Origin of the sequence: Bacillus sp. HMF5848, from assembly GCF_003944835.1 — a bacterium.
GTDB lineage: Bacteria > Bacillota > Bacilli > Bacillales > HMF5848 > HMF5848.
Genome location: NZ_RWIV01000001.1, coordinates 735,169 through 747,344 on the forward strand (window position 1 = coordinate 735,169; position 12,176 = coordinate 747,344).

Consider the following 12,176-nt stretch of genomic DNA (forward strand, 5'->3'; position numbering starts at 1 on the left):
GGAGAGTATTAGGAGAGTATAACAAGAAGTTGTCATGCGTGTCGCTCCTTTTCCGCCTTATCACAACAGGAATTAATAAGTGAAGGGAATGAATGTATGCCGTGTGATCATGAATTTGGGATCATTGATGCTTTTGACCGTCAGACAGAATACAGTGTTTATGAGCCACACCAATACAACTGTATTTCTGTTGATGATGATGTGATTAATAACTTAATCCCTCATTTAACTATCATGAAGACATATTTTCATTCAATCAATCGTCCTGCCTATGGGTTAGCTCATTGGGGAATATCCATTATTCCACCTGAATCATTACCGTTATTTTATGATGTAATTACAACTTCAAGGCTTTTTAAGAAATCTATTGAACTAAATGAACTAGCTTTAAAAATTGCCGAGGCGAGAGAGTCAAACAAATACATGATACATTTTGGGATTTAATAATGTTATATATCAAATAAGAAGTTATACAAAAGAAAAATTTTGTAGATTTAAAGGTTATACAAAAAAATATGTTCAACTAAGTCTATTCTTTTTTTAAAGGATAGTCTTTTTTTATTAGTGAGCACAGGTGAAGTTTGAAACTTTCAAATATGCTTTAACGTATATTAATTATACAAGTTTACAAATTATGGGTAAAATAGGTAGGAGGGGTTTAATTGAAACAAGCAATGTACATGTTTATTTTATTAAGTGGTTTGATATATATGACTGGATGCGCAATTAATACCACACAATCAAATCTTCAAGACAAACCGTATACGCCGCCTTCTCCACACACTTTCACATATAATAATCAGGAATTTCAAATTATTCCTATGTATGGTGAACTAATGAGCTATGTTCAATATGTGGAAAAGGGAAATTCCCATGATGCTAGTACATATCGCGAATTTGTCCTTGAACCATTTCGAACAGAAGCCTTTGGTGAAAACGATGGATATGATATTTATACGAGTAATTATCGAGAGTATTTCGATGTACCAATAGATATTTATCAATTAAAGCGAGATATTCTTATTCTAAGTGAGTATCAAGACATTATTAACAGTGCTATCTCTGAAGCATTAAAACAATCAAGAGACCTGTTACCCGGTGGAGATAAGAAATTTTATATTATTCCTTTTATTAGTAACGGATATGCATCGTCCTCAGCAGGTATTACTCTTAATGAGGAAGTGGTTGTTTTACAAATAGGGTCTTCTTTTTTAGATGAGGAGCTAAAAAACGTAACAGCACACGAATATCATCATACAATCTTTTTAGAACACCAAGATAAAACCAATCGTAGTCTTCCAACATTAATTGGGAACATTCTATTAGAGGGAAAGGCAGTGGCTTTTGCTAAAATGATATATCCGGATGTATTGCCAAAGTTAGAGAACATATTATATGATGACGAGAAATTTGTTTGGGAAGAAATAAAAAAGGATATGAATTCAGCAGACAAGAGCCTATATGAAAAGTTCATATATGGGGATGCTAACATACCTCGCCTTTCAAATTACAAAGTGGGTTACCAAATCATGAAGTCATACATAGAACATAATCCTGACGTAGACATCTTAGAGTGGACATTAATGCCTGCAGAAGACATACTGGCTGAGAGTAAGTATACTGATAAGTTTATAGATTAAGACAACATCTTTTTTAGCATAAGAATGGAATAGTTCTATTTGTGATATTAGGAAATTTGAAAGGTTGTAACAGTATAGTTTTGTTGCGAGAGATTTTAAAAAGGGGGGCAACAATACAGTTGATACAAGATTTCTGTTATTACCGAGATAGTGTGGATGTTCGCATTCGTGTTTACACAAAAAAGCACAGCTGTTATCATGCTGTGCTTTTAAATATCTTTTCCGCACTTAGGACAAAAGTCAAAGTCGTCACTTACTTTTGTACCGCAAAATGGGCAAAAGTCTCCTTCAAATTTGCGTACCGAACTTGATGAAGAAGATTTACTTTGTTGTGAAGATGCCGTTTTTGTATCCCCAAAATATTTGTTCAATGGATCTGGTTCCTCATCTTGATCCGTAATATCTAACAAGGACATGCGATTTTTACCGGTAGCATTTTTGTAGTGATATATTACATTCATCACACCAATGCCGATGAACAAAAGACCAAACAGAGGGAATATAATCCCAATCATAGGGAACGGTGCATTTCGAGTTATGGTAAAAGCCATAATAGTCCAGAAAATCCCGAATACAACGGCGACTACGCCACCAGCTGCACTCATAGCAGAGGGGCCACGACCAGGTTTTATGCTTTTCATTATGTGTTCACTCCTTCAAAATAACCTTATTTCATTGTACCATATTATTATTATCTGAATATACAAAACTATGATACTATACTAATTATGAAAGGGGAGATTAGATATGGCAGAACTACTTATCGTGCTTAATAAAGATGAAGATACGGTATCTATTATTGATGCAGAAACAAAAGAGACAATTAAAACGATACAAACGGACTATAATCCACATGAGGTTGTGGTAAGTCATGATGGACGTAAAACGTATGTTACATGTTCACTAGGAAACAAGTTGAATATTATAGATAATGAAACATTTGAGATTGTAAAAACGTTAGAGCACCCTGATTTCAATTTTCCCCATGGTCTTGGATTAACGAATGATGGGAAAAAGCTGTATCTTGCATCAACATATAGTGAAAAAGTATTTGTTATAGATACGGAAACAGATGAAATCACCAATGTTTTTCCAACGTATCAAACATATTCGCATATGATTTCCTTTTCTCCAGATGGCAAAACGGTTTATGTACCAAACATCGGATCAGATAATATTACAGTTGTCGATGTGGAAACAGAGAAAGTTGTGAATCATTTCCCTGTAGGCAAAGGTCCAGAAGGGGTCGCTGTCCATCCAAATGGTAAAGAGTTGTATGTAGCAAACCAAGATGATAACACCCTTTACGTAATGGACGTTGAATCACTTGAAATTTTACATAAAAGAAGAATAGGGGCATGTCCTGTTCGTCTCGTGTTTTCACCAAATGGAAAATACGCTCTAATCCCTAACCGGGAATCTGGTGATTTAAGTATTATAGATACGGCACAACAACTAAAACATACTGTTCGCCCTTGGGAAATCAAGCGTATTCGTGTTGGCGTCTGGCCTGGTGGTGTCGTATTCAATTCAGATGGCTCCAAAGCGTATGTGGCGAATAATAAAACAAACAACATATCAGTCATTGATATGAATACGTTAGAAGAAGTCGATACAATTCAAACGGGGATTCATCCGGATGGAATTGCCTATCTTGTGAAATAATATTGACGAACGACAGGGAAACATTTACAATAATAATGTAAAAATTTATGAAAATGTGAGGTAAGCAGATGAAGTACTAATCCGTTTCTAACAAAGAATGCAAATTTTAAAATTGCTTTCACTAGAGATGGGATTAGTCTGCACTTTTTTAAACCTCCAAATATAAAGCAGTATGGCATGGGTGTGCCCGAACAGTTAGGGCAGTATTATGCATTCATAGAGCTGTATTTGGCATATTTTTCTTTGGTCGCAGCTATAAAACCCACTCTCTAGTATATTTTACTAGGGAGTTTTTTCGTGCCCTAGTAGTAAACACAGGGGTGAAAATAATATGTTATTGTATCGTTTAAGAAATATATCTAAAAATTTCATTGATAAAAAGGTATTACAAGGCGTTGATTTTGATGTATATCATAATGACAAATTAGCAATTGTTGGCGATAACGGTTCTGGGAAAACAACCTTGATTAAACTTCTTATTGCGCAATGTCAGCCAGATAGTGGAGAAGTGATCTGTTATAAGCCTAATATAAAATTGGAGTATTTGACGCAACAGGAGTCATATGAAGAAAAAGTAGCTGAGTATTCCGTTGAACTGGCACCGCTAACGAAACAACTTGGACTTCGTATGGAAGAGGGACCGCTTAGCTGTGGAGAGAAAATGAAACTCGCTCTTGCGGATATTTGGGCAAGTAATGCTGATGTAGTCATCCTTGATGAACCAACCAATCATTTGGATTTTCAAGGAACAGCATGGTTAATAGACCAGATAAAAAAATATAAAGGCACTGTCATCATTATTTCGCATGATAGATACTTCCTTGATCAAACAGTTTCAAAAACCTTTGAGCTAGAACATGGAAAGCTAACACAATATAACGGTAACTATAGCTTATATAAATCTGAAAAAGCCCGTTTACAAGCTATTCAATTACACCAATATGAAAGTCAGCAAAAACGTGTAAAGGAAATTGAAGGGAAAATTGAACAACTAAAAAGTTGGTCCCAAAAGGCTCATAATCAAGCGGGTAAATCTGACACGAAGATGATGGGGCTGCGAGAGCATGAACGTAAAAAAGCGAAAAAGCGTGATCAACAAATTAAATCTAATATTAAGAGACTTGAAAAGGAATTAGAAGTCGCTGAGGTACTGAAACCAAAAGAAGAATCAATTGTACAATTCTCTTTTCAATCGAAACGTGTAAGAGGGAAACGAATTATAGAGGCTAAAAATATTGGCAAGAAATTTAATAGTCATGAGTTATTTTCTAACAGTAATTTTTATATTACGTATGGAGAAAAAGTAGGATTAGTGGGGGCGAATGGTACAGGAAAATCGACTATGTTAAAGGTAATATTACAGAAGGAATCATTATCACATGGAGAGCTTTGGGTAAGCCAGTCCCTAAAAATAGGATACTTATCTCAAGATGATTTTAATGCGTCAGAACGATCTATGATAGAAGAGCTTAATCTCGTGCATCGTAATGATCTACAGCAAGCACGTACATTGCTTGTGAATATTGGCTTACCACGACATATGCACCATCAATCAATGCAGACATTAAGCTTTGGTGAGTATATGCGTGTTCGTCTTGTAAAGATGATCATGGAGCAGTATGACGTGATTATACTCGATGAACCAACCAATCATTTAGATATGAAAAGTCGAGAGATGCTCGAAGAAACACTACAATCATACGACGGGACGCTTCTGATTGTATCTCATGATCTGTACTTCCTAAATAAGCTGTGCCAAACCACCTTGATAATTGAAAATGGCAAGATAAATCGCTATGAAATGAACTATGAACAATATCTGCAGAAGAAAAATAACAGTGAAAATTCAGAAGAGAGAGATCGGGAAGAAGAGCTTATGCGTATTCAAAATCGTCTTAATTCAGTGGTAAGTCAACTATCATTTTTAAAACCAGGTGATGAAGAGTATTTAAAGCTTGACGAGGAGTTTCATCAATTAACAAAACAAAAGCGTGTTTTACAGTAAAAACTTAAATGCATGAAAGTAACTTTTCATACACTTTTAATACTAAACAGACAGGCATGTGAATAGAATATTAAAAAAAGTCTCAAAATTTTGGATTATATTGACTTTACTTTTATGGGAAATTTATACTAAAAACAAGTTAATAGTTGTGAATTGAGAATTCGAGACTCACATATATACGCTTTTATATAGGCGAAGTATGTGGGTCTTTTATATTATAGGAGGTGTATTTTTGTAAGCGTATTCAAACTTACTATCTAATAGAAAAGAGGAGGACGAACGAATGAAGAAAAGTTTTTTTTCCAGTCGATGGGCAGTTGTCTTATCATTAGTTATTGTCTTAATAGGTAGTATGGTCGCGCACAATGTTCAAACAGACTTTGGCAATGTAACAGTAAAAGATTTAAGATTTGCAGGAAATAATGGAAATGTGTTGAGTGCTAAATTATTTACACCAGCAAGTATGAATCCCGAAGAGAAGCTTCCTGCTATTCTAACTATGCATGGTTACATTAATTCGAGAGAAGTACAAGATGCATTCAATATTGAATTTGCAAGACGTGGCTATGTAGTGTTAGCTATGGATATGCAAGGTCATGGATACTCAGAGCAAGAGCCGATAGAAGCCGCATCACGTGGTGCGGTTGCAGGTTTAGATTATTTACGAGAGTTAGGGTTTGTTGATCAAGAGAGAATCGCTGTGGAAGGGCACTCCATGGGTGGCTGGTCCACGTTAGCTGCTTCAAATGCATTCCCAGAATGGATTCACACGGTTATCCAAGTTGGTTCATCAACAGAGACATATGGCGCTGGAGAGGTAACAGCTAATTCAGAGTTTAATTATGCCATCGTGTTTGGTAAGTATGATGAATTTGCTAAGCTAATGTGGGAGGTTCCTCAAGCGAAGCAGATTGTGGATACAGATAAAATTAAGAAGGTTTTTGGTACAGAATCAACGGTTGTTCCTCAGCAATTATATGGATCATTTGAAGATCAATCGGCACGTATGTTATATATTCCAACAGAAACACATCCATCTAATCACTGGTCTACTGAATCTACCACATATGTCATGGACTTTATGCAACAGGCGATGCCAGCACCGAATCCAATTGATCCTTCAAATCAAACATGGATGATTAAGGAATTTGCTACCTTGGCTGCGATGATTGGTTCATTAATGTTCTTATTATCTTTTGGTGCGAACTTATTACGCACAAATTATTTCTCAGCGTTAGTTAGACCAATTCCTGAATACAAAGGATATAAATCTAAAGGACCTTGGGCTATCGCGGCTGTAATAGCTGCAGCGATTCCGGCGTTAACATATTTTCCATTTCAAGCATGGGGGACGGCTTGGTTTCCTGTAAGTAGTTTTTGGCCGCAATCCCTCACGAATGGTTTCGTAGTATGGGTACTTTTTAATGCTATAATCGCGGCTGTGTTATTTGCAGTGTGGCATTTTGTAAGCAATAAAAAACAAGGTGCAACAGCTTATAATTATGGATTATCATTTTCAGATAAAGGTTTATCACTTGATTTTAATAAAATGATAAAAGCAGCACTACTTGGTATATATACTGTGGGCGCACTGTTTGTTTTAACATTATTAGCAGATGCGATGTTCTTAATAGATTTTCGTATTTGGGTTATGGCCTTTAAACCACTCGACTGGCCACATTTTGTTATTATGTTAAGCTACTTATTACCGTTTTTAGTATTCTTCTTAGCTAATGGAGCATTATTACATGGTCAGTTACGTTTAAAAGAAGGCAAGTCTGAGCGACAAACAGCATGGACATGGTTTTTAGCTAATGTTGCGATCAATACGCTTGGAATTATCGTGTTAATAGCTATACAATACGCTCCGTTATTTTTAACCGAAGAAATGGATGTAACGAAGTCTTTATTAAGTATAGTTGCTTTCCAATTTGTATTTATCAATTTCTTAGTTGCTATGATCTCGACCTTCTTCTATAGAAGAACAGGAACAATTTATGTTGGGGCAATTGTAAATGCACTTCTTGTTACGTGGTACATTGTTGCAGGGCAAGCAGTTCAATATGCGGGGCAACCAGCTTCAACGGCTAGTGCCGTAGCAGTATATATTGCATGCGGTGTTGTGTTGTTATTACCACTTGTACTTACAGGAAAAGGAAAAGTTACTTCCAAAAAAGGCGCTACGGTTAAAGGATAATGTACTTGTAAAGTTTATCTCAAAAAATAATTTAAGACCGGATGTCATTGGCATCCGGTTTTAGTATGAAAGCGATTCAACATAGTTATCGTATTGTTTATCATGCATTTGTAAAATCAGTTCACTTTTGCTTGTAGAGTCTCAACAAACTCTTGCACTTTTTCAAGTGAGGTCACATGCATGTTACAAGCCATACTATCTTGGCAAATGTAATTTCCTCGTGACGTATACGTATCTAGAATTTGGCCTTTTGTTTCTACGGAAAATAAGCCAACGGGTGTATGTTTATTACAAATCGTACAAATACTCTTTTGGATAGCAGGTGTAAAAATTCCATGTAGGCCAACTAATTTATCATTATAATGAGCTATCAAATATCTTTTAAATGTTCCTTTATCGTCCCATGCTAAGTAAGATATTTCTTTAAGGTCATAGACACCAAGTGACGGCATCTTTAATTTTTTTACTTTAGGAAATAGTTTTTGGAGTGTTTTTTCCGATATACTTTGGAATGGTATGACAAATGGTTTTAACTCTCCTAAATATACTTCGGCATCTTCTTTTGCTTTAACATGAACAATATTATTTAGTAAATCTCTTTGTTCTGCGCTTAATTCCGGAAATAGCTGTATTGCTCTTTCTAAAGCCATTGCCTTAACTGCTTGTAAGACAGCTTTATCATTCGCAGATGAGTGCGCATTAATTAAGTTTTGTGTTTGTTGTTTAATAAAATGAAACTGGTCACTTCTCATAAATGCTTCCATATTAATCCCTCCTTCTATACTATAATCAATTTACGCCCCTTAAAAATGTAATAAATGATTATAAAACATTTTTTACATAAAAAAGCACTGATCATTCATCAGTGCTTGCTATTATTTAGAATATACAATTTTTCTAATCGTATCTATGGAGAGAAAGTATTGACTAGCTAAATTCTCCATAGAAGTGCCTTCTCTATAAGCGCTCTTTATAGCAGCATTACGTTCATCAAGTTGTTTTCTTCCACCGGATCGACTGCCCCATTTATTATAGGCTGTTTTAGGTTTCGGCACATAAAGTGCCTCACCTTGCACGTATTTCTGAATTTCTGCAATTAAAGATTCCGGTAATACAGCTGTTGCATTCGTATATTTCATGTTGGCCAGCTCCTTATTTATTATTTGTATACAAATAAGGGCAAAGCCTAATATGGCGATATTTAATAAATGAAGTTTAACCCCATGCAAAGTATCGCCTACATACTAGGCTTTGCATGAGTTGATACTGAATGCGGCATATTTGAAAAAACATCTGCCATCGTATCACCTCCTCGTGGACTATATATTGTCATTATATCTTGTATGAAGGAAAAAATATACAGCTTCATCAATTGACGGCTATTATAAAAAAAATAGGGGCTGTCCAATAAGGGCTAGCTCCTACTCACTGCGGCAGTATGGAAACAATGACGATTTCGTCTATTATCTTATCCATTTCATAGTTTAGTTGCCGGGAAAATTACTTTTTGGGCAGCTCTATCCTGAGGAACGATTATATAGGTAATATAATGCTAAATGTAGTACCTTTGTTAAGTTCGCTAGTAATCTTCATTTTTCCATCATGGTCTTCAATAATTTTTTTTGTGACCATTAACCCTAATCCATTTCCATTTTCTTTTGTTGTGTAAAACGGCTCGCCTAATTTTTCAATAACGTCATGCGCCATACCGTACCCCTCATCTTTGATGCTAATTGCAATGGACGTTTGGTCGTAAGGTTTTACTTCAATAACAACTTCTCCCCCATGTGGCATGGCCTCAATCGCATTTTTAATTAAATTAATAAAAACTTGTTTCATTTGGTTTTCGTCACAGAGTACAGTTGGTACGTCAGCATGTAGTTTTGTACTAAGGGAGATGTTACATGCTTTTGCCTGTTGTTCCAGAATAGACGTTACATAATATATAATCTCGCCTATATTATTTTTTTCTGAATTAATTGCCTTAGGCCTTCCGAGCAACATTAATTCACTCACAATGTCATTAATTCTATCTATCTCCTGAATCATAATTGGATAATATGTATCATTCCCTGTTTTATTTTCGTTAAGAAGCTGGGTAAATCCTTTTAATGCTGACAATGGATTTCGTATTTCGTGACCAATTGCAGTTGCCATTTTTCCAATAACGGCTAGCTTTTCAGATTGACGAAGCTCCTCGTGAGTAGCTGTTAGAGTATGTAAATATGAAGAAAAGCGATTTAAAAGAATATAAGCTATAGCTGCTAAAATCGTTAACAGAATAATAGGTAAACCTACGACCGGTTCTTTTAATATTAAACCTAACAGTGCATATTTAATAACGATTCCAATATTCACAAACCAGAAATATTTTTTATTTATAAAAAGGGGAGCAAATAATACTATAAAAGGTTCTATTGCGTTCCCACTTCTGAACATATCACTATTATCATAATATTTAAGTGCGTGATGAATTAAATCTATTACCAGAAAGGTAGTGATGTACAAGTATTTTACAGAATACACTTTATTCTTTTTATTTATTAAATAGACCGATATAGGAAGTATAGCTAGAAGGATTATATATAACCAAATACCTAAGCCTTTACCCGTATAAGGCAGTTCTGGCACTAAAAGATTTTGGTCTATAAAGTAATAAATAATGTCATATCCAAAATAAATAATGTAAAACAAGATAATAAATAGTTTAAGAGCTTTTATCTCCTCATTTATTAAAGCTGTATTTTTTGGGGGATTATTCATGGCGATTTTCCTTCCTTCATAAAACTCTCTAAAATCTTAAAAATAAGCAGGACTATTATACTATTACCCTTCATATTATACACTTCTTTTTAACTATGAAAATACATTTTTCGACATAATATTTATATCCACTTAGTTATAGCTGATTATCTTTAGGGAGAAATGTAGCTCAACACTCTGATGAGTGGTTAGACCTCCACAATCCAAATTACAATTTATTGAGAATATTGTCTCTTATTGTTATTTGCTGATATTATATCTTCTTTTTAGGAAAAAATATACAGTTCACAAGTTTGAAACAAAAATCAGGTTGACCGTTGTGGTCAAAGAGCATTACAATTATATTGACCACATTGGTCAACTTTTGAGAGAAGGAGATATCATGGTATCTAAATTTTTAAATATTGACCGAAAAAAACAAACTCGAATTCTAAATGCTGCTATGAAGGAATTTGCTCTGAAAGGCTATACCAATGCTTCTACCAATGCCATTGTAAAAGAGGCAGGGATCTCTAAAGGATTGCTGTTTCACTATTTCACGAACAAAAAAGACCTGTATTCGTTTCTTACACAGCATACGATTACTATTATTATGGACGAATTTTTAAATGGCATAAACCTTTCTGAAAAGGACATCTTTCAGCGGTTAAAGGATGCTTCGCAGCTAAAAATGAAGCTACTTATGCAATATCCTGACATAATTAAGTTTTTAATTTCTATCCAAGTAGAAACGGCATCAGAGGTCATTGATGATATCCGCGAAATCACAAAGCAAATGAGAGAGCTTGGAATGGATAAACTTTACCAAGACTTTGATGTGACACTATTTCGAGAGGATATTGACATAGGGAAAGCACTTAACATTATTAACTGGAGTTTAGAAGGGTATAGTGAGCAAATGCTTCAAAAAATCAAGTTAACAGGTAAACAGGATCTCGATTTCTCAGAGGCATTCGACGAAGTTGACCAATATATTGATATTTTGAAAACATCCTTTTATAAATAGGAGGCTAGGCATATGTACGCAATTGAAATTAATAATTTAACGAAAAGCTATGGCAAGGCTCGTGGGATTTCTGATGTAAGTTTTCAAGTCGAAGAAGGGGAAATTTTTGGGTTTATCGGCCCAAATGGCGCAGGGAAATCAACAACAATCCGTACACTATTATCGTTAATTTATCCTACTAGTGGCAGTGCGAAAATTTTCGGAAAGGATATATTAGAGCATAGTGATGAAATAAAAAGGGAGATTGGCTATTTACCTTCTGAAGTATTTTACTATGACAACATGAAGGTCATCGACCTTTTAAAATATTCGGCTAGCTTCTATAAGAAAGATTGTAGTAAACGTATGAAAGAGCTTGCTGAAATCCTTGAATTAGACCTTACTAAAAAAATTGATGACCTTTCTTTAGGAAACAAGAAGAAAGTAGGGATTGTACAGGGCCTTCTACATGAACCAAAGCTAATTATCTTAGATGAACCTACGAGCGGATTAGACCCACTTATGCAGCAAAAGTTTTTCGACTTACTTCTAGAAGAGAATAAGAAGGGCGCTACGATCCTATTTTCGTCTCATATACTAAGCGAGGTGCAGCGTTTATGTGATAGAGTTGCCATTATCAAGGAAGGCAAGATAGTACAAGTAGAGAAAATTAGCGTGTTAAAAAAAGATACGTATAAGAAGTTCAAATTAGAAACGAAAGAAACTATCGCAAATGAGTACTTAAATATACCAGGCGTTAATCAACTAATAATAGATGGTCAAGCGATTCAATTCATTTATAAAGGGGACATCAACACGATTATTAGAAAGCTCTCCGAGATTAATATGGTAAATGTATGGGTAGAGGAGCCTACGTTAGAGGAAATCTTCATGCATTTCTATGAAAAGGAGAAATAATAT

Annotated in this window: 11 protein-coding genes; 7 read left to right on the plus strand and 4 right to left on the minus strand. The window is 35.0% G+C overall.

What is annotated here, in order from left to right:
• Positions 1–96 precede the first annotated feature (96 nt).
• Positions 97–444, plus strand: a complete 348-nt coding sequence (locus EJF36_RS03630; protein WP_125905036.1) for a short-chain dehydrogenase — start codon at positions 97–99, stop codon at positions 442–444.
• Between the two features lie 218 nt (positions 445–662).
• The gene (locus EJF36_RS03635) at positions 663–1,640 is read left to right on the plus strand and encodes a DUF2268 domain-containing protein (RefSeq protein ID WP_125905037.1); all 978 of its coding nucleotides are present in this window, start codon (positions 663–665) and stop codon (positions 1,638–1,640) included.
• A 209-nt stretch (positions 1,641–1,849) separates the two neighbouring features.
• Here the strand turns inward: EJF36_RS03635 and EJF36_RS03640 are convergent, their stop codons facing one another.
• Entirely contained in the window at positions 1,850–2,281 is a 432-nt protein-coding gene (locus EJF36_RS03640; RefSeq protein ID WP_125905038.1) for a zinc ribbon domain-containing protein, read from the minus strand.
• Between the two features lie 106 nt (positions 2,282–2,387).
• Here EJF36_RS03640 and EJF36_RS03645 point away from each other — a divergent pair, with 106 nt between their 5' ends.
• From EJF36_RS03645 to EJF36_RS03655, 3 genes are all read left to right on the plus strand, one after another.
• On the plus strand, positions 2,388–3,305 hold the full coding sequence (locus EJF36_RS03645) for a YVTN family beta-propeller repeat protein (RefSeq protein WP_125905039.1): 918 nt from the start codon (positions 2,388–2,390) through the stop codon (positions 3,303–3,305).
• Between the two features lie 331 nt (positions 3,306–3,636).
• Positions 3,637–5,310 (plus strand): ribosomal protection-like ABC-F family protein, encoded by a 1,674-nt coding sequence (gene abc-f, locus EJF36_RS03650; protein WP_125905040.1) that lies wholly within the window; start codon positions 3,637–3,639, stop codon positions 5,308–5,310.
• Between the two features lie 283 nt (positions 5,311–5,593).
• Positions 5,594–7,507 (plus strand): alpha/beta hydrolase family protein, encoded by a 1,914-nt coding sequence (locus EJF36_RS03655; protein WP_125905041.1) that lies wholly within the window; start codon positions 5,594–5,596, stop codon positions 7,505–7,507.
• Between the two features lie 116 nt (positions 7,508–7,623).
• On the opposite strand, the gene EJF36_RS03660 is transcribed toward EJF36_RS03655, so the two are convergent.
• From EJF36_RS03660 to EJF36_RS03670, 3 genes are all read right to left on the minus strand, one after another.
• Positions 7,624–8,271, minus strand: coding sequence for a FusB/FusC family EF-G-binding protein (locus tag EJF36_RS03660; RefSeq protein ID WP_125905042.1), 648 nt, complete (start codon positions 8,269–8,271; stop codon positions 7,624–7,626).
• Between the two features lie 111 nt (positions 8,272–8,382).
• Positions 8,383–8,646: a CD3324 family protein gene (locus tag EJF36_RS03665; protein WP_125905043.1), complete on the minus strand. Its 264-nt coding sequence runs from the start codon at positions 8,644–8,646 to the stop codon at positions 8,383–8,385.
• 394 nt (positions 8,647–9,040) lie between these two features.
• Entirely contained in the window at positions 9,041–10,270 is a 1,230-nt protein-coding gene (locus EJF36_RS03670) for an ATP-binding protein (RefSeq protein ID WP_125905044.1), read from the minus strand.
• A gap of 382 nt (positions 10,271–10,652) precedes the next feature.
• Between EJF36_RS03670 and EJF36_RS03675 the strand changes: the two genes are divergently transcribed.
• Both EJF36_RS03675 and EJF36_RS03680 read left to right on the plus strand, forming a co-directional pair.
• A complete protein-coding gene (locus EJF36_RS03675) occupies positions 10,653–11,276 on the plus strand; it encodes a TetR/AcrR family transcriptional regulator (RefSeq protein ID WP_125905045.1) in 624 nt (207 codons plus the stop codon).
• A gap of 12 nt (positions 11,277–11,288) precedes the next feature.
• Entirely contained in the window at positions 11,289–12,173 is an 885-nt protein-coding gene (locus EJF36_RS03680; RefSeq protein WP_125905046.1) for an ABC transporter ATP-binding protein, read from the plus strand.
• Positions 12,174–12,176 lie beyond the last annotated feature (3 nt).

What these genes read in the sequence shown, in the direction of transcription:
- EJF36_RS03640 (WP_125905038.1), bottom strand. Translation starts at nt 2,281, where the DNA reads ATGAAAAGCATAAAACCTGGTCGTGGCCCCTCTGCTATGAGTGCAGCT.
- EJF36_RS03630 (WP_125905036.1), top strand. Translation starts at nt 97, where the DNA reads ATGCCGTGTGATCATGAATTTGGGATCATTGATGCTTTTGACCGTCAG.
- abc-f (WP_125905040.1), top strand. Translation starts at nt 3,637, where the DNA reads ATGTTATTGTATCGTTTAAGAAATATATCTAAAAATTTCATTGATAAA.
- EJF36_RS03645 (WP_125905039.1), top strand. Translation starts at nt 2,388, where the DNA reads ATGGCAGAACTACTTATCGTGCTTAATAAAGATGAAGATACGGTATCT.
- EJF36_RS03680 (WP_125905046.1), top strand. Translation starts at nt 11,289, where the DNA reads ATGTACGCAATTGAAATTAATAATTTAACGAAAAGCTATGGCAAGGCT.
- EJF36_RS03665 (WP_125905043.1), bottom strand. Translation starts at nt 8,646, where the DNA reads ATGAAATATACGAATGCAACAGCTGTATTACCGGAATCTTTAATTGCA.
- EJF36_RS03655 (WP_125905041.1), top strand. Translation starts at nt 5,594, where the DNA reads ATGAAGAAAAGTTTTTTTTCCAGTCGATGGGCAGTTGTCTTATCATTA.
- EJF36_RS03670 (WP_125905044.1), bottom strand. Translation starts at nt 10,270, where the DNA reads ATGAATAATCCCCCAAAAAATACAGCTTTAATAAATGAGGAGATAAAA.
- EJF36_RS03675 (WP_125905045.1), top strand. Translation starts at nt 10,653, where the DNA reads ATGGTATCTAAATTTTTAAATATTGACCGAAAAAAACAAACTCGAATT.
- EJF36_RS03660 (WP_125905042.1), bottom strand. Translation starts at nt 8,271, where the DNA reads ATGGAAGCATTTATGAGAAGTGACCAGTTTCATTTTATTAAACAACAA.